Source organism: Phaeobacter sp. JH20_08 (genome assembly GCF_048056635.1).
Taxonomy (GTDB): domain Bacteria; phylum Pseudomonadota; class Alphaproteobacteria; order Rhodobacterales; family Rhodobacteraceae; genus Phaeobacter; species Phaeobacter bryozoorum.
On sequence record NZ_JAYMVV010000018.1, the window covers coordinates 22890 to 43477 of the forward strand.

At 61.8% G+C, this 20588-nt stretch carries 19 protein-coding genes; 9 read left to right on the top strand and 10 right to left on the bottom strand.

The window, feature by feature from the left end; all coding sequences use genetic code 11:
* Positions 1–115: 115 nt before the first annotated feature.
* From mdoH to VWY75_RS15700, 10 genes are all read right to left on the bottom strand, one after another.
* A complete protein-coding gene (gene mdoH / locus VWY75_RS15655) occupies positions 116–2026 on the bottom strand; it encodes a glucans biosynthesis glucosyltransferase MdoH (protein WP_416536206.1) in 1911 nt (636 codons plus the stop codon).
* The gene (locus VWY75_RS15660; protein WP_416538622.1) at positions 2023–3546 is read right to left on the bottom strand and encodes a glucan biosynthesis protein; all 1524 of its coding nucleotides are present in this window, start codon (positions 3544–3546) and stop codon (positions 2023–2025) included. The genes mdoH and VWY75_RS15660 overlap by 4 nt, the downstream gene beginning before the upstream one ends.
* Positions 3543–4814 (bottom strand): OpgC family protein, encoded by a 1272-nt coding sequence (locus VWY75_RS15665; RefSeq protein ID WP_416538623.1) that lies wholly within the window; start codon positions 4812–4814, stop codon positions 3543–3545. The genes VWY75_RS15660 and VWY75_RS15665 overlap by 4 nt, the downstream gene beginning before the upstream one ends.
* A 23-nt stretch (positions 4815–4837) precedes the next feature.
* Positions 4838–6202: a tetratricopeptide repeat protein gene (locus VWY75_RS15670; protein ID WP_416538624.1), complete on the bottom strand. Its 1365-nt coding sequence runs from the start codon at positions 6200–6202 to the stop codon at positions 4838–4840.
* Between the two features lie 369 nt (positions 6203–6571).
* Positions 6572–7792 carry a CaiB/BaiF CoA transferase family protein gene (locus tag VWY75_RS15675; protein WP_416539154.1) on the bottom strand — a complete coding sequence of 407 codons (1221 nt, stop codon included), beginning with the start codon at positions 7790–7792 and terminating at the stop codon, positions 6572–6574.
* Positions 7779–9443: a thiamine pyrophosphate-binding protein gene (locus VWY75_RS15680; protein WP_416538625.1), complete on the bottom strand. Its 1665-nt coding sequence runs from the start codon at positions 9441–9443 to the stop codon at positions 7779–7781. The genes VWY75_RS15675 and VWY75_RS15680 overlap by 14 nt, the downstream gene beginning before the upstream one ends.
* An 81-nt stretch (positions 9444–9524) precedes the next feature.
* Positions 9525–10061 (bottom strand): DUF302 domain-containing protein, encoded by a 537-nt coding sequence (locus tag VWY75_RS15685; protein ID WP_416538626.1) that lies wholly within the window; start codon positions 10059–10061, stop codon positions 9525–9527.
* Positions 10062–10185: 124 nt separating this feature from the next.
* A complete protein-coding gene (locus tag VWY75_RS15690; protein ID WP_416538627.1) occupies positions 10186–11256 on the bottom strand; it encodes a YeeE/YedE family protein in 1071 nt (356 codons plus the stop codon).
* 86 nt (positions 11257–11342) lie between these two features.
* Positions 11343–11678 (bottom strand): ArsR/SmtB family transcription factor, encoded by a 336-nt coding sequence (locus VWY75_RS15695; protein ID WP_340546305.1) that lies wholly within the window; start codon positions 11676–11678, stop codon positions 11343–11345.
* 19 nt (positions 11679–11697) lie between these two features.
* Positions 11698–12177 (bottom strand): hypothetical protein, encoded by a 480-nt coding sequence (locus VWY75_RS15700; RefSeq protein ID WP_416536308.1) that lies wholly within the window; start codon positions 12175–12177, stop codon positions 11698–11700.
* 314 nt (positions 12178–12491) lie between these two features.
* On the opposite strand from VWY75_RS15700, the gene VWY75_RS15705 reads away from it, so the two are divergent.
* The 9 genes from VWY75_RS15705 to VWY75_RS15745 all read left to right on the top strand — a co-directional run bounded on the left by VWY75_RS15705 (position 12492) and on the right by VWY75_RS15745 (position 20527).
* Positions 12492–13229 (top strand): cytochrome c biogenesis CcdA family protein, encoded by a 738-nt coding sequence (locus VWY75_RS15705; protein WP_340545300.1) that lies wholly within the window; start codon positions 12492–12494, stop codon positions 13227–13229.
* Between the two features lie 37 nt (positions 13230–13266).
* Positions 13267–13842: a thioredoxin family protein gene (locus VWY75_RS15710; protein ID WP_416538628.1), complete on the top strand. Its 576-nt coding sequence runs from the start codon at positions 13267–13269 to the stop codon at positions 13840–13842.
* A 201-nt stretch (positions 13843–14043) separates the two neighbouring features.
* Positions 14044–14520: a sulfur oxidation c-type cytochrome SoxX gene (soxX, locus tag VWY75_RS15715; protein WP_340545302.1), complete on the top strand. Its 477-nt coding sequence runs from the start codon at positions 14044–14046 to the stop codon at positions 14518–14520.
* 49 nt (positions 14521–14569) lie between these two features.
* Positions 14570–14986: a thiosulfate oxidation carrier protein SoxY gene (soxY, locus tag VWY75_RS15720; protein WP_340545303.1), complete on the top strand. Its 417-nt coding sequence runs from the start codon at positions 14570–14572 to the stop codon at positions 14984–14986.
* Between the two features lie 49 nt (positions 14987–15035).
* Complete coding sequence (gene soxZ / locus VWY75_RS15725; protein WP_416538629.1) at positions 15036–15365, top strand: thiosulfate oxidation carrier complex protein SoxZ; 330 nt, start codon at positions 15036–15038, stop codon at positions 15363–15365.
* A gap of 73 nt (positions 15366–15438) precedes the next feature.
* Positions 15439–16290, top strand: coding sequence for a sulfur oxidation c-type cytochrome SoxA (gene soxA / locus VWY75_RS15730; protein WP_416536194.1), 852 nt, complete (start codon positions 15439–15441; stop codon positions 16288–16290).
* Between the two features lie 98 nt (positions 16291–16388).
* The gene (gene soxB / locus VWY75_RS15735; protein ID WP_416538630.1) at positions 16389–18086 is read left to right on the top strand and encodes a thiosulfohydrolase SoxB; all 1698 of its coding nucleotides are present in this window, start codon (positions 16389–16391) and stop codon (positions 18084–18086) included.
* A gap of 76 nt (positions 18087–18162) precedes the next feature.
* Positions 18163–19434, top strand: coding sequence for a sulfite dehydrogenase (soxC, locus tag VWY75_RS15740; RefSeq protein ID WP_416538631.1), 1272 nt, complete (start codon positions 18163–18165; stop codon positions 19432–19434).
* A gap of 61 nt (positions 19435–19495) precedes the next feature.
* Positions 19496–20527 carry a c-type cytochrome gene (locus tag VWY75_RS15745; protein WP_416539155.1) on the top strand — a complete coding sequence of 344 codons (1032 nt, stop codon included), beginning with the start codon at positions 19496–19498 and terminating at the stop codon, positions 20525–20527.
* Positions 20528–20588 lie beyond the last annotated feature (61 nt).

The following is a 20588-nucleotide window of genomic DNA, read 5'->3' on the forward strand; positions in this document are numbered from 1 at the left end:
GCGTCGATGAGGCGGCTGTGAATTCTCAATAAAAAATTCCGGCGAAACCTGATGGTTCCTGCCGGAATTTTCAATTTAATGCAAATTGTGGATATTTTCGCCTGAACTGTCTTTTTTACTCAGCGGCTGTGGGATGGGCGGGGGATCGCTCCAATGCCAGGCGCAACCTGTCCCGTCTGGCACGGGCGATGCGGGTGATCCGGGGCTCGTTATGGACCTCACGGGTGGCCAGAAGGGCTTTGGCAAAGCGCTGCAACGGTACGCCCGACAGGGCCGACAGGGGCACCGCAAGGATCAGCGATACGGCGATTGGCAATAGCCAGACGGATACCACGCCGGCAAGAATCCCCGTCCACAGCGCGATGCCGCTGACGGTTTCCAGCGCGTGGCAGGTGAACAGCGTGCGCCAGGAGTAGCTGCCACCGTCGCGTGCCTGCGGCGCCCATCCCTTTTGGAGGCCAAAGGCGGTGCGCAGCACCGCGATCATCTGCTGAACCATCAGGATAGGCGCATAAAGGATCGCGAGCAGGATTTCCGTCAACAGTGACAGGGCAAAGGCGCCCGCGCCGCCATAGTCGGAGAAGCGGCTCCCGGTCATCGGCAGCGCCGCCACGGCCAGAAGCTTTGGGGCGAGCAGCATGGCATAGATGAGCAGGATCACCAGCACATGGCGCGGCTCTGACATGTCCGGCCAGGAGGGCATCAGCGGATTGGTTTCACTGAAATAGGTCAGGACCGAGGCTTCCTCGCCACGTCCGATCAGCGCCCAGATCACCAGCAGGGCGAACCAGACTGGCGCCATCAGGTAGCCGATGGCCCCATGCAGCAGATGAAAGCGTGACAAGGCGCGAAACCCCTTGGCGTTGAGCAGGTTCAGGTGCTGTAGATTGCCCTGACACCAGCGCCGATCCCGCAGCACATGGTCAATCAGCGTCTGCGGAGTTTCTTCGTAAGACCCACGAATGCGGGGCAGGAACTGCACGCTCCAACCGGCGCGACGCAGCAGCCCGGCCTCCACGAAATCATGGCTCATGATCAGCTTTTCACCACCAAAGACAGAGCGCAGCGGTGGCAGCCCCGCACAGGCGGCAAAGGCACGGGTGCGGATGATCGCATTATGCCCCCAGTAATTGCCTTCATGCCCTGCCCAGCGGGCCAGACCTTCGGCCAGAGCCAGGCCGTAGACGCCATTGGCAAACTGCTGCATCCGGCCAAAGACGGAATGCGCACCGATCAGCTGCGGATAGCTCTGGATCAGACCTGCGCCGGGATCACGAGCCAGCGCGTCGGCCAGATGGGCAATGGCGCGCCCGGTCATCAGGCTGTCGGCATCGAGCACCAGCATGGCGTCCCAGCCGGCGCCCCACCGGCGCACCCAGTCGGCGATATTGCCGACCTTGCGTCCTGCATTGTCATCGCGGCGCCGATAATAGAGCTGGGCCCCTGCGGGGAGCATACTGCGCAGGGCCTCGACACTGGCACGTTCCTCTGCGGCAATGGCATCGTCACGGGTGTCGGACAGGATGAACATTGCATAGTCATGGACACCGCCACGGGCGTGCAGCTCTTCCAGCATGGATTGGGCATTGCCAAGTACATACCAGGGGACCTCGTTGTAGATCGGCATCAGGAGCGCGACCTTCATCCGCTGCGGGCGGCCTCGCCCCAGCGCGCGGGGGCGCTGGGACAGGCCCCAGAGACCCAGAAGAACGGTAGAGACCGAAAAGCAGATCCAGAAGAAATTGAACGCGATCAACACCAGAAGTGCGACCTCCAGCATGGAAAACCCGTCTGCCGCGAACCAGTCCTTCATACCCCAGGTCAACAGCCCCGTAGCGGCCATCGCCGGAGAGAAGGCCAGAACACGCCATAGCGCCACCTGACGCTGGCTTGACTCGCTGGGCTGTCCGCCGGTTGCCACGCTGTCACCGGGTAAGGGGCAGGCGTGATCCTGAAAATGGGCACCGAAATTCTGCTCTGGCATAGCCAGCGGTTGTTCCGGTGGGGTCAGGGAGAAATTGGTCATTTGGTCCACCGGTAAAGCCAGACTTCGGAGGCGGGCTGATCATCCTTGCGCAGTTCAGCGCGCAATTCGACGTGGTCGCGTTCGCCCGGGTCAAAGGCAAAGGCCAACCGCACCCCGCCAGTTTCCGGGTTTTGCTGCAAGACGCCTTCGGTTGGGGTGACATGAGGTGACGTGATATGCGCCTTTAGATCATCAACGCCACCGGCAAACAGCGGATGGGCGGCGAAATCGATGGTGATGATCCGACCCGGATCACCAAAGATGCGCGCGCCCGCAGCGGTGTTGATCACCTGTGGCACCGGCAGATCCGGGCCGTTGCCCCAGGTCAGCCGATAGTCAATGGCAATCTCTGAGCCAGGGGCGTAGCTGTCGCGGGGGCGCCAATAGGCCACGATATTGTCGTAGATTTCCTTGTCTGCCGGGATTTCGACCAGCGTGACGGCGCCTTTGCCCCAATCACCCTTCGGCTCAACCCAGAGCGCCGGGCGCTGGTGATAATGCGCTTCCAGATCCTCAAAATCAGACAGCAGCCGCGGGCGCTGCATCAGGCCAAAGCCACGCGGGTTTTCATCGACAAAGGACGACAGCTGCAGCGTCTTGGGGTTGGCCAGTGGGCGCCACAGGGTCTCGCCGTTGCCGTTGACCACCAGCAGACCGTCGCTGTCGTGAACCGCAGGGCGGAAATCGTCAAACCGGTTGCGATTGGTCTGATCAAACAGGAACATCGAGGTGAGTGGTCCAAGCCCGATATTGTCCAGTTCCGCACGTGCAAACAGGCGCGCCTCGACATCCATCACCGTGTCTTGCCCCGGCAGTATGTCAAACCGGTAGGCCCCGGTGACAGACGGCGAATCCATTAGCGCATGGACGATCATGTTCTTTTGGCCGGGAACTGGAGCTTCGAGCCAGAAGGCAATGAATTCAGGGAATTCTTCGCCCTTGGAGGTAGCGGTATTCACCGCCAGGCCGCGCGCCGACAGCCCATAGGTGTGTGCAGCCCCGATGGCCCGGAAATAACTCGCGCCCTGGAATACGCAGAATTCCGTTTTCTTGCCGGGTTCCTTTAGATCGGTCCGCAGCCGGAAACCGGAGTAGCCGAGGCTGTCGTCGACGCTCAGGTCGGGGGCTTTGTCGGTTTTGTCAAACAGCGACAGGTCAAAGGCCACCGGCTGGGCGAGGCCGTTTTCCACGGTGTAGATCTCGACCGGGCGCGGGAAATAAAGGCCGGGCAGAAAGAAATCGACATTGTAGCTGCGCGGGGTCTTCGACCAGAGCGCATCGCGGCTACGGAACCAGCGGGTCTGGTATTCCTCATAGGTCTGCTCCTGCCAGTCCTGCGGCACGCTGGGCCGGGGCGCATAAGGGGCGGCCGCCAACTCGCGCGCCAGCGCCACAACCGTTTCGCGCGAGAATGCAGGGCCTCCGGTCGCACGCGCAGGCGAGGTCAGCGCGGCAAGCGCAAGCGGGGCCGTGCTGGCCAGGGCGGTTGCCAGAAAGGTGCGTCGCGAGAATTCTTTCATCTCTTGGTTTTCCATGGATGTGATTTGAACCAGGCAGCGATATAGGCGCAGCCGATGATCAGGCCAAACCCGGTGAGGTTAAAAAATGCAGTGGTCATGATCGACCTGTCGGTGAGATCCATGGCAAAGCCGAGCAATCGGGCCAGCGCCATGGAAAACACAAAGACCGCAAGCGATTGCTGACCGACTTTGGTGATCAGCGACAGCAGCACGGCCCAGATCCGGGCGGGCGTGGATCGCCCGTAGGCGATCAGACGGCGACCGCCTTCGCCCGCAACCACCCAGCCGAGGTAGGCCAGCGACAGGAAATGGCCATAGCGCAAAAGGCCAAAGTCGGTTTTTTCCCGCCATTCGGCTGTCAGCTGCCAGGTCGGTCGGATCAGCTCCGCCAGACCGGTGTTCCAGGCTTCAACCCAGAGGAAGACTTTCCAGGAGCCGAAGGGCGCTAGCAGGAGCAGATAGGCCGTGGCTATGATCATCAGTCCGCGTGAGACTGGCGGGGCGGGCAGCCAGCCTTTCATGAAGGCAAAGCCGGTGAAGAACAGCAGCTGCCAGCCAAAGGGGTTGAAAAACCATTCGCGGCTCGACCAGGGTTCGGCGGAGAGCGACAGCCCATTCGGCCCGAGGCCGATCATATACGGGTTGGCCAGCAGCCAGATCGCGATCGAGGTGGCCGCCACTGCCCAGACGCCGACGCGTTCCAGCCCCATCATCAGCGGCATCAGCCCCAACACGACGAGATACATCGGCAGAATGTCAAAGTAGTTTGGCACGTAGCTGAGCGTCATCAGCCCAACCAGCTGCGGCACCGGGTTTTCAAAGAACGGCAACAGGTTCAGCGAGGCAATATAGCTCTTGTCAAAAGCCCCGTAGAGATCCAGCGCCGCCATGGTGGTGGCGAGAAAGACAAACAGGCCGATATGGGCCCAGTAGACTTGCCAGCAGCGAAACACCACGCGCGCGCTGCCAATTAGCCAGCCGCGGCGGGCAAAGGTGCCGCCAAAGGCGATGGCCGAGGCCATGCCCGAACAGAAGACAAAGATCTCCGTCGCGTCGGAGAAGCCAAACCGGGCCGGAATCCAGCCGGTCCAGCGGTTCCCGGGAATATGAGCGCACAGGATGATGAACATCGCAATGCCGCGGTAGAAATCCAGCCGGGGATCGCGAAGCGCGCGGGTCTGCGCGTCCGATTGCGGGGCAACCGGGCGATTGGCCACTGGAGTGGTCTCGGTGCCCTTGGCACCGGGAAAGGGCGAGATGGTCGCCATAGGCTGTTGTGTCCTTACTTTTGTTATTCTGCCGGGACGCTTTGCGCGCAGGGCGCGCCACGTCCGGCAGCGATCAGTGCACGGCGCGCCTGTGCATAGCTGTCCTCGGCGCCGCCCCGCTGGGCGCGCCGCTCGTTGAGGATGGCCTCCACCGCGTCCAGACGCCCCGCGCGGATGCCCGCATCAATGGTCACGCGTTCGAAAACGTCCCGCTGGGCATGGCTGCCCCCTGCCAGTTGCAGGGAACTGCGTCCGCTGGCGAGATAGCCGAAGGCTTCGCTGTAGTTACCTTCGCCAAAGGCCTCGAGCCCCAGCGCAAGGCCGCAGCCTGGCGTTGCCATGCGGCCATCGCTCTCGCTGGCGCCGCGACGCGCATCAGCGTGGATCCGCTGCACCAGCTGGCCAGCCTCAACCTTGCGATCATCGCCCACCAGTGCCAGAAGATAGTGAAGATCGGCAAAGATCAGGCAGCCGTCTTCGGTCCGGTTGGCACAGAGTTCTGCGAGTTCTTCCCAGCGGTCACCGATTGCAATGCCCTCCAGCTCCAGCCGCATCAGCAGTGAGGTGGCGTTGGAAATGTCACGGTAATCATCGGTTTTGTCTTTGCGGATCTCGTGATCGTATAGCGCCAGCACCTGTTCGGTCTGCCCCTGATCCAGATGCATCAGCGCCTTGTGCCACCAGACGTGGTAGCGAAAGTTGTTGCAATGCGCCCAGGCCTCTTCGCGACCGGTCAGCCAGTCAAGCCCGGCACGGGAGTTGCCCGTCATATCATGGACATGGGCCACCGCATGCAGGCCCCAGGCATCATCCGGTGCCATCCAGAGCGCCTGACGCCCGGTTGCTTCGGCCAGGTCATAAGCGCCGGTTTCCTCAAGCGAAAAGGCGTGGCATCCAAGCAGGTAACCGCGTCCGGCGTGATCCGGCGCATAGGCGGGCAGGACCCGCTCGATCGACCGGCGCATACCGGCGCTGTCGCCCAGGATGAAGCGGATCGCGTGGCTCAGCTTCATCGCCAGCGCGTCCTCGGGGTGGCTGCGCAGCACGGTCTCCATCTCTGCAATCGCCAGCGATGGACGGCCCTCCAGCCAAGCACCGAGCGCAGCGATATAGTGGCGTTCGCGTGGCAATGCACCATCCTCGGCGGCCTTGGCCGCAGCATAGGCGTCGCGTGCGGCCTGCATCAGCTCTGCCCGGCCCAGCAGCAGCACAAACATGCCCTTGGCCGCCTGGGCCATGGCAAACTCCGGTGCAGCCTCCAGCAGGGCGCCCAGATGTTGCGGCGCGGCAGCGCCGTGAGACAACACCCCCATCTGAACGCAGTTCCAGTTCTCGAGCGCCGCGGCGTTTGTCAGGCTGGTGTCCTGGCCAAAAATATCTTGCATCATCGTTTGTCCGATCCGTGTCAAAAACGAAAGCAGAGGTGCTTTGTCGTCGAGCCTAAAGCACGGCCGCGCGTCTCGCGATGCCCGCTCGCGGTTTGGTGAAGCGGCGTGTGCAATCTCGCCGGATTAATGGGCCAACCATATTGATTGACAGCGATTTCCCGCATTTTTTGTAATCTGGCAAGCCCGTGCAGCGCGACTTTGGCCGAAGACCGCCAGTTTCTGTAACACTCGGCCAGATCCTGCCGGTTGCAAGCCCGAGAAACAGGCGTTTTCTGCGGTGTCTTAAGGGGATAGCAGAGATATTGAGCAGGCAGCCGCCCCCGGGTGACGGGGCGTCTGCCTGTTCTCGGTCGGCGGCGCGCCGCTGTCTTAGTTGTCGTCTTCCGAAAACGGGTCCGCGGTCCTGGCTAGGAGGTCGCTGTCTGCGCCGCAGATTGGAGGCGCATGGCGGTAGGTCACCGGCGTCCGGGAGAATTTGAGCGGATTGCCAAGCAACCGCACCGGCCCCGCCGCTGAGGACATTTCAATTGTCATATCCCGCGCCGCCACCTGATCAGAGGCAAAAACCTGATCGAGCGTCTGCACCGGTCCTGCTGGCACCTTGTGGGCCTCCATCGCGGCGATCACCTCATCGGTGCGGTATTGGCGCAGCGCCGGTACCAGGATATCGGCGAGCGCGTCGCGGTGCTGCAAGCGGGCCGGGTTGGTTGCAAAGCGCGGGTCCCGCGCCAGCCCGTCCAGACCGAGAAAAGATAGGAAGCGGCCAAATTGCGCGTCATTGCCGACCGCGAGGATCACATGGCCATCTGAGGTCTCATATAACCCGTATGGCACGATGCTGGGATGCTCATTACCGCGCCGTTTGGGGGCGCTGCCAGTGTTGAGTGTTGCCACTCCTTCGTTGATCAGCCAGGCGATCTGCGCATCCACCAGCGCTATATCGACCTGCTGGCCTTCGCCGGTCTGTTCCTTGTGGCGCAGCGCTGCGAGGATGCCGACACAGGCATACATTCCGCACATTACGTCGGCGATGCCGACGCCAACCTTCATCGGTCGGCCCTCAGGCTCACCGGTGAGCGACATGATCCCGCCATAGCCCTGTGCCATCAGGTCATAGCCGGGTTTATGGGCATTGGGTCCAGTCTGGCCGTAGCCGGAGATCGAACCATAGACCAGATGCGGGAACTCTGTGTGCAGGCTCTCGTAGTCGAGGCCGTATTTGGCAAGCCCGCCGGGTTTGAAGTTTTCCAGCAGAATATCGGCTTCAGCGGCGAGACGACGTATGATCTGCTGGCCCTCGGTCGTGGCGATGTCCACCTCAACCGAGCGCTTATTGCGGTTTGCGGCCATGAAATAGGCCGACAGATCCGACTGGTGACCGTCTCCATCCACCACATAGGGCGGCCCCCACTGCCGGGTGTCATCGCCCCCGGTTCGCGGGTTTTCGACCTTGAGCACACTGGCCCCCAGATCTCCCAGCATCTGGGTGCAGGTCGGCCCTGCCAGAATGCGGGACAGGTCCAGCACCTTGACGCCAGTCAGCGGGCCATGGGACAGCTTGGCTTCGGATGTCCGGTCAGATGAGCCCATCATAGGCCTCCCGCTCGAATTCTGCGGCAATGACGGTGAAACGCTCGGCCTGCTGTGCCTCTTGCAAGGCAGCGCGCAGGCCTGCGCGGTCGCGGACCCTGACGCCATGGCCGCCAAAGGCCCGGCCCATCGCGGCAAAGTCGTGCTGGCCGAAGTCGACGCCAGCGTTATCCAGCCGTCGCTGTCGCTGCTTCAGATCGATCAATGCGAGGCTGGCATCGGCGAAGACAACAAAGATCGGCGCAACGCCAAGCTCGGCGGCGGTGGACAACTCGCCCGCCACCATCAGGAAACCCGCATCACCGGAGAAGCTGACAACCGTGCGCTGCGGCTCTGCCAGTTTGCGGCCGATGGCCATCGGCACCGCGCAGCCCATGGTGCAGAGGCCCGAGGATTGGATCAGGGCGCGAGGCTCATGGCAGCTCCACATCTGCGAGAGCAAGATCCGATGGGCGCCGCTGTCTGCCGTCGCCAGCGTATCGCCGGGCAGGGTGGCCTGACATTCGGCAACGATCGCAGCGGGTCCCCAGTCCGCCTGCGGGGTGAAGGCGGATCGAAGGGCTGCCCGGGCCACCTCAGGCTGACCTTCGGGCCAGCGCTGCGGGGACGGCTGTGTGTCATCGGCGAGCTGCGCCCCAACCGTCAGGGCGCGCAGACTGGGCGCAAGACCGGCAACCAGCGTCAGAGTGGCCGCGTGCATGTAGTGGGTGTTGTCCTCGGCGCAGATATCAATCACCCGCTGGCGGGAACAATCCCAGGCGTTGCGCCAGCCCGGGCGCATCTCGATTGGATCGTACCCCAGCGCAAGAACCAGATCGGCCTCGCGCACCAGCGGCAGCAGGTGACGATCGGCGAGCGGCGACAGCCCGGCGCTGCCAAGGCAAAGCGGGTGCTTCTCAGGCAGGATGCCCTTGGCCTTGTAGCTGGTTACAAAAGGGATCTGGTAGTGTTCGAGAAAGGCCAGAAGCGGCGCGGATGCGGCCTCGGCAACAGCGTCAAGACCGATCACCGCCAGCGGGCGCTCGGCCTCGGTAAGCCACGCGCGCGCCTGCGCCAGGTCAGCGGGCTGCGGTTGCGTTGCTCTGGCAGGCGCGAGGCAAGGACGGTGGGGGCCGGCAGGGGAATCGGCGACAGAGATCGGCACATCGATATGCACCGGCCCATTGCGCGGCGCTGTTGCGATCCGCACCGCCTTGTCGGCGATCACACCGGCAGCCTCGGCGTCGAGGCGATAGCTGGCCTTGGTGATCGGGGCAAAAACCGCCTGGTGGTCCAGTACCTGATGGGTATAGGTGGCCGCTTCCGCCGCATCCACACATCCTGTCAGCACCAGCATCGGCACCCGGTCCTGATGCGCATTGGCGACAACGTTCACCCCATTGAGCGCCCCCGGGCCCAGCGTGGCCACCAGGATAACCGGTGCGCCATCGCTGTGGTGCACGCCTTCGCCCATGAAACCGGCGCTGTTCTCGTGTTTGGCAAGGTGAAAGCGGATGCCCGCCTTGGTCAGCGCATCGACAAGCGTCAGCACTTCGCCACCGGGCATGCCGAAGGCATGGCGGCATCCGGCGGCATATAGTCGCCGGGCCAGCACATCCGCCGCGCGCAATGGTTCTGTGGCCGTCGCAGCCGCGGTGTCGGTCTGTGTCATGAGATCCACCCTTCGTGAACAAGTGCCGCCAAATTGCCGGAACCGGGCAAGGTTGCAAGCCTCCTCACGCGGGTGTGAGCGTCAAGGCGCCGAGCGCGCCGCATTTTGCGCAATGGCATCAAGATGTTGGTCCAGCTCTGCCGCGATATCGGCGAGATCAGCCCCGCCTTCATCGAGATAGGGGGCAAAGACATGGGTTGCGGTTTTATAAGAAAGCGTCGCCAAGCCATCTTCGCCTTCGGTCACATAAAGGCGGATCGGGGCTTCAATCATTGCGGCGGTGGAATGGCTGAGGACCCGCACCGCATAGTCATTGTTGAAAACACCGATCACCCGGTTGCCAGGTATGGTAATGCCACGGGCCGCAGCGGCCTTGGTCGGCCCGGCCTGCGTCACCACGACAAGACCCTGCGCCTTCGTCGCCGCAATCACATCTTCGACCAGCTGCGGGTAGGGCTTGCGGGTCTGATGAACAGCCCAGCCCTGGCGCTCGGCCAGCGGTGCGGCGGCCGCGACCATCGTATGTGACCCTGTTGCGGCGAACAGCACAAAGGCCAGGGCCGCAGCGAACAGATGGCTGCGGCGGGGGGCCATCGGACCCATCACGTTTTGAAACATGGCGGTGATCTCCTGTCGTTGCTTGCGAGGTTAATGCCTCGGCGGCTGCACCGCAGTCACATTGTCGTGCAGCCGGGGCGAGCCGCGCGGCAGGGCAGTCAGGTGGTGCAGTCAGGCGGTACAGTCAGGCGGCGCGGCGAAAACCGGTGATCAGCTGGCGCAGCCCAACAGCGGCCCCGGCAAAGATCGACAGAAAGGTCACCGGGGCAGAAATCGACAACAGCGAAAAGGCGCTCAGACCCTGGCCGACCGTGCAGCCCATTGCAAGGACCGCGCCGCCCCCCATGATCGCGGCCCCGATGATCTGGCGGCGCAACTCGCGCGGGTCGTCGCAGGCCTCCCAGCGGAAATGCCCCTTGATCAGCGAACCGATAAAGGCACCGAGCCAGACGCCGCTGACCGAGCCGACGGCAAAGCTGATCGGCCGCAGGCTGCCGGTCATTGTCCACATGATGGTTTCGCCAAGCGGCGCGGAGAAGGAATGCGAGACCAGAGGTATCGCGTCAAACCCCGTCCGCGCGATATGGCTGCTGCCTGCCCAGCCGCTGATGATGGCAAACGCCACCAGCGCAGCCCAGCCAATAGCGGCCGGAGACTCGCGCACCTCGCGCCCGAGGATGGATATCAGCAGGATCGCACCGCCGATGGCAAGGCCGATAGCGCTGACCGACGCTCCAAGATAGTTGGCCAGATGATGGGCGATGCCGGCGGGCAGATCATCGGTGATGCTCTGTTGCCGGAAAAACAGGTTGCGCAGCGGGGCGAGAGGGCCTGTCAGCACGACAAAGGTCGATACGCCCATCACCAGCACGATGACAAAGCTGCGCAGATCGCCGCCGCCGAGCCGGGCTATGGCACCATAGCCGCACATCCCGCTCAGGGCCATGCCATAGCCAAATAACAGGCCGCCGCCGATAGAGGCCAGCGGCATCCAGCGAATGGCAAGATATTGCGACTGCGCCGGGTCCAGCCAGCCTAGAGCCATGAGGCCAAAACTTCCCAGGATTGCCATGCCGATTGCCATGCCCCACATCCGCAGACGCAGGGACGAGCCGCCATAGAGCAGATCCTCGATGGCGCCCAGCGTGCAGAACCGCCCCAGCCGCGCCGCCAATCCCAGCAGGACGCCGCCAAACACCCCCAGCAGGGCGGTCAGCTGCGTATCGTTCAGGAGGTCGGACAGGGGGGTGGGCATCTTGTGCGGGTTCCGCCGGTGAAAGAGCTGCGGGGCTGGCGGCTGAAGGGGGCGCTGCCAGTGTGGCCGGGCCGACCGGTCGTCGGTCAGTCCTCTTTGCAGAACAGCTCGTAGACCACTTCCAGGATCCGGCGCGGACGATCATCTGCCAGCCGGTAATAGATCGCCTTGCCCTCACGGCGTGGAATGACCAGACCTTCCAGACGCAGGCGCGACAGCTGTTGGGAAACCGCCGCCTGACGTGCGGAGAGCAGCTCTTCCAGCTCGGTCACCGATTTTTCACCCGACACCAGATGGCACAGGATCATCAGGCGTCCCTCGTGGCTGATCGCCTTCAGAAAATTCGAGGCGCGGGTGGCATTGTCCACCATCGTATCGAGATCTTCGGGGGCCATATCGGCGGAAAACTGTGGCAGGGCCATATCGGTGTTCTCTCCTGGTTCAACCATTGGTGGCCATCGGGGCGGGCTGCTGGTCGGGGGCTTGTCCAGCGTCTGGTTGCTCGGCAGCGGGCGGGACAAAGCCTGCGTGCGCCTGCAGCAGACCGGAAATCAGCGGCCAGAAAAAATCCTCTCCCGGATAGCCTTCCAGTCTCGCCATCTCATGGCCGCCCTCAACGATCAAGAAGGTTGGCGTGAATGTGACCCGCCGTGACAGCGTCAGATCTTTCGGCATGTCGCGCAAATCTGCCCGGCGCAGCGGGGCAAAGGTGCCTTCGGCGGTCTTTGGATAGATCGGCGCAATCTCCGCGTCCCAGCGTTCGCACCAGGCGCAGCCCGGCTGCTCGACCATCACCAGCTCTGCGGCATCGCTGGCCGATGCGATCAGCGGCAATGCCGCCATGACAGCGACCTTTGCCAGCGCCGAGGCAGCGGCGCGGCAGCTGCGATAGGGCAGGGAGGTCAGCGAAGAAAAGGCCATGATGCGATTTGTCTCGATGATCTGTGTGGGGGCCGTGAAGTACGATGTCTGAGCCACGGCCGGTGATTGACGGGTCGTCATGAAGGGTGTCTATATGTACTACGTAATTTGAATATGTGAATAGTACAAGTTTCTACCGGGGTGGACCGGCGGCCCGCGCATCTTGTTGGAGCTGTGCCTGATTTGAGCAATCGCGGCTTGCACACGGAGATCGACCGCCAGCAGCCGACAGAAGATACTTCTCGGCGCGATGTGGATCGGCAACTGTGGTCTTGTCTGGTTCGAATGCAGAAGATGGCAAGGGGCCTTGATACATGCTGGAAATCTCTTTGTTCGGAGCGCTTGTTGCGGGGCTATTGTCATTCTTCACGCCCTGCGTGCTGCCCATGGTGCCGTTTTACCTCTCCTATATGGGGGGGCTTTCCATCGCGGAGCTGCGCAGCGACGGCGAGATCGCTTTGGGCGCGCGGCGGCGCCTTGTGCTGGCGTCGATCTGCTTTGCCGCAGGGGTGACCACGGTTTTCGTGCTGATGGGAATGGGAGCCACCGCACTGGGGCAGGTGTTTGGCCAATATATGGATGTGCTGGCCTATGGCGCTGCGGTATTGCTGCTGGTCTTTGGGCTGCATTTTCTGGGGGTCCTGCGGATTCCACTGCTTTATCGCGAGGCTCGGATCGAAAGCACCGCGCCGCCCGCGACCTTGGCTGGCGCCTATTTGATGGGATTGGCCTTTGGCTTTGGCTGGACACCCTGCGTGGGACCGGCCCTGGCCTCGATCCTGATGATTGCCTCTGGCCTTGGCGATATCTGGCGCGGCGGGCTGCTGTTGCTGGTCTACGGCGCGGCGATGACCGCGCCCTTTGTGGTAGCGGCGCTGTTTGCCGGGCCTTTTCTTAGGTTTGTGGCCCGCCACCGGTCTGCCTTTGCCTGGGTGGAAAAGGGGATGGGCGTAATGCTCATCATCTTTGCGGTTCTGATCGCCACGGGCAGCGTGCGTTATATTGCCGAGGCTATGATCCGGTGGTTCCCGGGTTTTGCAAGTATCGGCTGAGCGGCCCAGAATGGCGGCCGTATTGGGAGGGTAAGAGATGAAACGACTAATGATCGGACTGTTGTGGCTGCTGTGTGTCGGCTCTGCGGGGGCGGTGGAGCTCGGCGATGATGGCCTGCACAAGACCCCCTGGATGCGCGAGACCTTCAAGGATCTGCGCGAGGATCTGGACGAGGCCAATGCCGAGGGCAAGCGGCTGGTGCTGTTCTTTGAACAAAGGGGCTGTGTCTATTGTACCAAGATGCACGAGGAGGTGTTCCCGACACCCGAGGTCGGGTCCTACATCGGCGACAATTTCTTTGTGGTGCAGCTCAATCTATATGGCGATGTCGAAGTGACGGATTTTGACGGTGAAACCCTGTCGGAGAAGGACATGGCCCGAAAATGGGGCGTTCTGTTTACCCCGACAATGATGTTCCTGCCGCAGGAGGTGCCCGAGATTCCGGCGCCGCAGGCCGCGGTGGCGATCATGCCCGGTGCCTTTGGGGTCGGCACTACGCTCGATATGTTCACATGGGTGAACGAAGAGCGCTATTTGATTGATAACGGAGAAGATTTTCAACGTTACCATGCCCGCCGCATCCAGGAACGGAACAACGGCTCCACCGATTGATACCGGTGGTTTGATCGTCTTTGCAGCAAAGATGGCCTTGCCTGCGTGCCGTCGGGCAGACGAGGTCGGATAGGTTGAACGGTCGAAACGACATAATGAAATTCAAATTACTGAATTTGATGTTGCGTTAGCCGGGTGAGGTCGCCTAGGGTAAACGCCAGCGAAGCACGCCAAAGCGCGTGGGAGCCAATGGGAGGAAACATGAAGCAAATATCTCTGACACTGGCAGCCTGTCTGGCCGGGACAGTTGCGTTTGCCGCTGAGATCGCGCCGAAAGAGGTCGCCTATGACGACGACGGCGCTGTTGCCGTATCGCTCAGCGGAGCTGCCGGGGATGCCGCCAGCGGCGCATTGCTGGTTGGCGACAAATCCAAGGGCAATTGCGTGGCCTGCCATCAGGTGTCCGCGCTGTCGGATGTGCCGTTTCACGGTGAAATCGGCCCTGCGCTGGATGGTGCCGGCAGCCGCTGGAGCGAGGCGGAGCTGCGCGGTCTGGTGGCCAATGCCAAGATGACATTCGACGGCACGATGATGCCCGCCTTTTACAAGGTCGATGGCTTCATCCGGCCGGGCGATGCCTACACGGGCGAGGCGGGGACCGAGCCGCTGCCGCCGATCCTGACCGCCCAGGAAATCGAAGATGTGGTCGCATTTCTTGCGACCCTGAAAGAAGACTGACGCAAAGGACCGGGATCTTTTGCGCCATCAACGTCAAAGGAGACATACGATGGAGTTCTCACGTCGCGACACACTTGGCCTTGGCCTTGGGGCCGCTGCCCTGACCATGCTGCCCCTGCGTGTCGTTGCTGCAGCCGAGGATCGGATTGCAGAGTTCACGGGTGGCGCTGATATGGCTGACACCGGCCTGACACTGACCGCGCCCGAAATCGCCGAAAACGGCAATACCGTACCGATCGAGGTCGATGCGCCCGGTGCTTCCGCCATCATGATCCTGGCGACCGGCAACCCGACCCCGGGCGTCGCGACCTTTACCTTTGGTCCGTTGGCTGCCAGCCAGTCAGCCGCCACACGGATTCGCCTCGCAGGCACGCAAGACATTGTGGCGGTTGCCAAAATGGCCGACGGCAGCTTTGCCAAGGCAAGCGCGACCGTCAAGGTGACCATCGGCGGCTGCGGCGGCTAAGCGCGACCTGTCCGTCAGGTTCGCCCCATAGATATCAGGAGTTAACGACATGGCATCCGGTGTAAAACCCCGCGTCAAAGTCCCGAAGAAAGCAGCCGCAGGCGAAGCGGTGACCATCAAGACGCTGATCAGCCACAACATGGAAAGCGGTCAGCGCAAGGACAAGGAAGGCAAAGTCATTCCGCGGTCGATCATCAATCGCTTTACCTGCGAGTTCAACGGTCAGTCCGTTGTTGATGTGGCCATGGAACCCGCCATTTCCACCAACCCTTACTTCCAGTTCGACGCCACCGTCCCCGAGGCGGGTGAATTCGTCTTCACCTGGTACGACGATGACGGTTCTGTCTACACGGAACAAAAACCGATCGCGATCGGCTGATCCCTTCCGGATCCATAGGCAAACGCCCTGTCCGGAACGCCGGGCGGGACGACCACCCAAGGGAGGAAACAAGATGAATAATAAGGCAATCACCGCAATTGCCATGGCGCTGGCCTTGCCCGTTACCGCCTTTGCCGAGGCGGATGATGATACGCTGGTCGTCAATGACGAGATCGAAATGGTCACCAAGACCGCCGCACCCGCGCATGTTGCTGATGTGCTGGACGAGGTGATGTCAGGCTGGCATTTCCGCTCGGATGAGACGCAGGCGCTGCAGATGGATGATTTTGACAACCCTGCAATGGTCTTTGTCGATCAGGCAATGGATACATGGTCCAAGGTTGAAGGCACCGCGGAGAAATCCTGCGCCTCCTGCCACGACGATGTCGAAGAGAGCATGGTCGGCGTCCGCGCGGTTTACCCCAAGTGGAACGAGGATGCAGGCGAGATGCGTACCCTCGTCATGCAGATCAACGACTGCCGCGAGAACCAGATGGGCGCGGAGAAGTGGAAATACACCAGCGGCAAGATGGCGGCTATGGAAGCGCTGATTTCGGTGCAATCGCGCGGGATGCCGGTCAACGTGGCCATTGACGGCCCGGCCCAGTCCACCTGGGAACAGGGCAAGGAGCTCTACTACACCCGCACCGGTCAGCTGGAACTCTCCTGTGCCAATTGCCATGAAGACAACTATGGCAACATGATCCGCGCCGACCATCTGAGCCAGGGCCAGATCAATGGATTCCCGGTCTACCGCTTGAAGAACACCAAGCTGAACACGGCCCATGCGCGGTTCAAAGGCTGCGTGCGTGACACCCGCGCCGAGACTTACAAACCGGGTTCGGCTGAGTTTGTGGCGCTGGAGCTCTATGTCGCATCGCGTGGCAACGGCCTCTCGGTCGAGGCACCGTCTGTCCGCAACTGATCCGCGTGGCCCCGTGTCAGAGATGATGCGGGGCGCGTTTCCCTCAATGTCATTCAAACATGCGAATATATCGTATGTCTCAGTAGGAAGATGAACCCATGATCTCGCGGCGTGATTTCTTGCAGGTCTCCATGGCAGCGTCAGCGCTGGTTGGTGCCTCAGGTTTTGGCAGCTGGGCCAGACTGGCAGCGCAGCAGAAGCTGACACAGGATCAGCTCCTGCAGTTTGACACCTATGGCAACATCAGCCTGATCCATGTCACGGACATTCACGCTCAGCTGAAGCCGATCTATTTTCGTGAGCCCTCGGTCAATCTTGGGGTTGGTGACAACAAGGGCGATGTTCCGCATATCACCGGCGCGGATTTCCGCAAGGCCTATGGGATCGCCGATGGCAGCCCCTCAGCTTATGCACTGACCTACAATGATTTTGCGTCGCTTGCCCTGGGCTATGGCCGGGTCGGCGGGCTGGATCGTGTTGCAACAATCATCAACGCCATCCGCGCCGACCGCCCCGATGCGCTGTTGCTGGATGGCGGTGACACCTGGCATGGTTCCTACACCTGCCATCACACCGAAGGCCAGGACATGGTCAATGTGATGAACGCGTTGAAGCCGGATGCGATGACCTTCCACTGGGAGTTCACGCTGGGATCGGATCGGGTGAATGAGATCGTCGAGGGGCTGCCCTTTGCCGCACTTGGCCAGAATATCTTTGATGCGGAATGGGATGAACCGGCTGAGCTGTTCAAACCTTATAAGTTCTTCGACCGTGGCGGCGCGAAGGTTGCGGTGATCGGTCAGGCCTTCCCCTATATGCCGATTGCAAACCCCGGCTGGATGTTCCCGGAATACTCCTTTGGGATCCGCGATGAACATATGCAGGAGATGGTCGACGAGGTACGCGCCGCTGGTGCGGATGTTGTTGTGGTGCTGTCGCACAATGGCTTTGACGTTGACAAGAAAATGGCCGGTGTGGTCAGCGGCATCGACGTGATCCTGTCCGGCCACACCCATGATGCGCTGCCGGAACCGGTTCTTGTTGGTCAGACCCACATTGTTGCGTCTGGGTCCAATGGTAAATTCGTCTCCCGCGTGGATCTGGATGTGCGTGACAGCCAGCTGATGGGGCTGCGGCACAAGCTGATCCCGGTGTTTTCCGACGTCATTGCGCCGGATCCGGTGATCAGCCAGCTGATCAACGACCAGCGCGCGCCCTATGAGGCAGAGCTGGCCGAGGTGATCGGCCAGACTGATGAGTTGCTCTATCGGCGCGGCAATTTCAACGGCACTTGGGACGATCTCATCTGTGACGCGCTGCTGACCGAGCGTGAAGCCGATATCGCCCTGTCGCCCGGCGTGCGTTGGGGGCCGTCCTTGCTGCCCGGCGACGACATCACCCGCGAGGATATCTGGAATGTCACGTCGATGAGCTACGGTGCAGCCTATCGCAATGAAATGACAGGCGAATTCCTGAAGGTGGTGATGGAGGACGTGGCCGACAACATTTTCAATCCCGACCCTTATTACCAGCAGGGCGGCGACATGGTGCGCGTCGGTGGCATGGGCTACAATATCGACATCACCAGGCCGCAGGGCGAACGGATCAGCAATATGACACTGCTGAAGACCGGCGAGGCGATTGACCCGGCCAAGACCTATATCGTTGCAGGCTGGGCCAGCGTGAATGAAGGGACCGAGGGGCCGCAGATCTGGGATGTGGTCGAAAGCCACATTCGCAAGATGGGCACCGTTACCCTTTCCCCGAACAATTCCGTGCAGGTGTCGGGCGCCTAAGCCCGGCATCCGCCAAAAATTTTTGCGCTGATGAATTCACGAAAGTGAATTTTTCGATGTAAGGAGGCAATCAGAGATGACTGATAAACCGAAGCAAACCAGCCGGTCGCGCCGCCAGTTCCTGGCCGGTGCTGCGGCGGTTGGGGCAGGGGCAGTGGCGAGCCGTTCTGCTGGCGCTGCGACACCCGACCCGCTGATCACAGAGGTGCAGGACTGGGCATCCGGTCTTGGCGACGGCGTGGATACCACCCCCTACGGCCTGCCGATCAAATACGAAAGCGACGTGGTCCGGCGCAATGTGGAGTGGCTGACGGCGGACACCATCAGCTCGATCAACTTCACGCCGATCCACGCGCTGGACGGAACCATCACCCCGCAAGGCTGCGCCTTTGAACGTCATCACTCCGGCGCGATTGAGCTGCGCAAGGATGACTACCGGCTGATGATCAACGGCCTGGTCGACACGCCTTTGGTGTTTACCTATGCGGATCTGGAACGCTTCCCGCGCGAAAACCGCGTCTATTTCTGCGAATGTGCTGCGAATTCCGGCATGGAGTGGGCCGGCGCGCAACTCAATGGCGCGCAGTTCACCCATGGCATGATCCACAACATGGAATATTCCGGTGTCCCGCTGCGCACCCTGCTTGAGGAAGCGGGCGTAAACCCCGCAGGCAAATGGGTTTATGTCGAGGGGGCGGATGCGTCCTCCAACGGGCGCTCGATCCCGCTGGAAAAGGCGATGGACGACGTGCTGGTCGCCTTCAAGGCCAACGGTGAGGCGCTGCGCAAGGAGCACGGCTATCCGGTGCGCCTCGTGGTGCCCGGCTGGGAAGGCAATATGTGGGTCAAATGGCTGCGCCGGATCGAGGTCATGGCGGGTCCGGTAGAGAGCCGCGAGGAAACCTCGAAATACACCGACACGCTGGCCAATGGCATCAGCCGCAAGTGGACCTGGGAGATGGACGCAAAATCCGTTGTGACCAGCCCAAGCCCTCAGGCACCGATTACCCATGGCGCCGGGCCGCTGGTGATCACTGGCCTGGCCTGGTCCGGGCGCGGCGCAATCACTGGCGTGGATGTGTCCCTGGATGGCGGCAAGACCTGGACCGAGGCGCGGCTGGCGGCACCGGGAACGGACAAGGCGCTGACCCGGTTCTATCTGGATATCAACTGGGACGGGTCCGAGATGCTGCTGCAAAGCCGGGCTCGCGACGCGTCGGGCTATGTGCAGCCAACCAAGGCGCAGCTGCGCGAGGTGCGGGGGCTGAATTCGATTTATCACAACAACGCCATCCAGACCTGGTGGGTCAAGGCAAACGGGGAGGCGGAAAATGTCGAGGTTTCTTGAAGTGGTGATGAAGCCCACCGAGGGGAGGCGGAGCTTGCTTGCAGCAGCTGTCTTTTCCACCATGGTCGCGACGCCAGCCGCAGCGGAAAAATTCGGCCTCGGTCGCCCGGCCTTGCCGGAGGAAATCGCGGCCTGGGATCTCGATGTCTCTCCCGATGGCACCGGGCTGCCCGAAGGCTCGGGCGATGTCTTCGCCGGCGAGGAGGTCTTTGCCGAAAAATGCGCGGTCTGCCACGGCGATTTCGCCGAGGGTGTGGGCAATTGGCCCAAGCTCGCGGGCGGGCAGGGCACGCTCGACCATGACGATCCGCTGAAAACTGTCGGCAGCTACTGGCCGTATCTCTCGACCACGTGGGATTACGTGAACCGTTCCATGCCCTTTGGCGACGCACAATCTCTGACCCCGGATGAGGTCTATGCGATTGTCGCCTATATCCTCTATTCCAACGACCTGGTCGATGATGAGTTTGTGCTGTCGGACGAAACCTTTGCCGGGGTGCAGCTGCCCAATGCGGATGGCTTCATTCTGGATGACCGGCTGGAAGCGGAAAAACACTTCTGGACCGCTTCACCCTGCATGGAGAGCTGCAAGGACAGCGTCGAGATTACCATGCGCGCCATGGTGCTGGATGTGACGCCGGACGAAACCGATGCCGCTGAGACACAAGCGGACACCGCAGCCGAACCGGCCGTGCCCGCCGCAGAGGCAGACAGCGCGTCCGTCAAAGAGGCCGTCGCCCCAGAGGCTACCCCAGACATCGGCCCAGACCCTGAGCTGGTCGCAAAGGGCGAGAAGACCTTTCGCAAATGCAAATCCTGCCACCAGATCGGCGCGGGCGCGAAATCGAAAACCGGTCCGATCCTGAACGGAATCATCGGCGCGCCAGCCGCCCATGTTGATGGGTTTCGCTATTCCAAGGCGCTGCTAGCGGCGGCAGAAAATGGGCTGGTCTGGGATGAGGCCGCGCTTGCGGCCTTTCTCGCAAATCCGAAGAAATACATGAAAGGGACCAAGATGTCCTTTGCCGGGCTGAAGAAAGACGCCGATATCGAAGCGGTGATCGCTTATCTGAAGGCCGCAACCGCCGACTGATCCCGCCAGCACTCCTCAGTGCAGGCGTCAGGCGGTGCCTGCCTCCCACCACCTCCGCTAT

Excerpts from the sequence above, each read along its gene's own strand:
- VWY75_RS15690 (WP_416538627.1), bottom strand. The coding sequence starts at position 11,256 with ATGCCCACCCCCCTGTCCGACCTCCTGAACGATACGCAGCTGACCGCC.
- VWY75_RS15675 (WP_416539154.1), bottom strand. The coding sequence starts at position 7,792 with ATGGGCTCATCTGACCGGACATCCGAAGCCAAGCTGTCCCATGGCCCG.
- soxZ (WP_416538629.1), top strand. The coding sequence starts at position 15,036 with ATGGCATCCGGTGTAAAACCCCGCGTCAAAGTCCCGAAGAAAGCAGCC.
- soxC (WP_416538631.1), top strand. The coding sequence starts at position 18,163 with ATGACTGATAAACCGAAGCAAACCAGCCGGTCGCGCCGCCAGTTCCTG.
- VWY75_RS15700 (WP_416536308.1), bottom strand. The coding sequence starts at position 12,177 with ATGGCCTTTTCTTCGCTGACCTCCCTGCCCTATCGCAGCTGCCGCGCC.
- VWY75_RS15670 (WP_416538624.1), bottom strand. The coding sequence starts at position 6,202 with ATGATGCAAGATATTTTTGGCCAGGACACCAGCCTGACAAACGCCGCG.
- VWY75_RS15705 (WP_340545300.1), top strand. The coding sequence starts at position 12,492 with ATGCTGGAAATCTCTTTGTTCGGAGCGCTTGTTGCGGGGCTATTGTCA.
- mdoH (WP_416536206.1), bottom strand. The coding sequence starts at position 2,026 with ATGACCAATTTCTCCCTGACCCCACCGGAACAACCGCTGGCTATGCCA.
- soxY (WP_340545303.1), top strand. The coding sequence starts at position 14,570 with ATGGAGTTCTCACGTCGCGACACACTTGGCCTTGGCCTTGGGGCCGCT.
- VWY75_RS15660 (WP_416538622.1), bottom strand. The coding sequence starts at position 3,546 with ATGAAAGAATTCTCGCGACGCACCTTTCTGGCAACCGCCCTGGCCAGC.
- VWY75_RS15680 (WP_416538625.1), bottom strand. The coding sequence starts at position 9,443 with ATGACACAGACCGACACCGCGGCTGCGACGGCCACAGAACCATTGCGC.
- VWY75_RS15710 (WP_416538628.1), top strand. The coding sequence starts at position 13,267 with ATGAAACGACTAATGATCGGACTGTTGTGGCTGCTGTGTGTCGGCTCT.
- VWY75_RS15665 (WP_416538623.1), bottom strand. The coding sequence starts at position 4,814 with ATGGCGACCATCTCGCCCTTTCCCGGTGCCAAGGGCACCGAGACCACT.
- VWY75_RS15745 (WP_416539155.1), top strand. The coding sequence starts at position 19,496 with ATGGTCGCGACGCCAGCCGCAGCGGAAAAATTCGGCCTCGGTCGCCCG.
- soxA (WP_416536194.1), top strand. The coding sequence starts at position 15,439 with ATGAATAATAAGGCAATCACCGCAATTGCCATGGCGCTGGCCTTGCCC.
- soxX (WP_340545302.1), top strand. The coding sequence starts at position 14,044 with ATGAAGCAAATATCTCTGACACTGGCAGCCTGTCTGGCCGGGACAGTT.
- VWY75_RS15685 (WP_416538626.1), bottom strand. The coding sequence starts at position 10,061 with ATGTTTCAAAACGTGATGGGTCCGATGGCCCCCCGCCGCAGCCATCTG.
- soxB (WP_416538630.1), top strand. The coding sequence starts at position 16,389 with ATGATCTCGCGGCGTGATTTCTTGCAGGTCTCCATGGCAGCGTCAGCG.
- VWY75_RS15695 (WP_340546305.1), bottom strand. The coding sequence starts at position 11,678 with ATGGCCCTGCCACAGTTTTCCGCCGATATGGCCCCCGAAGATCTCGAT.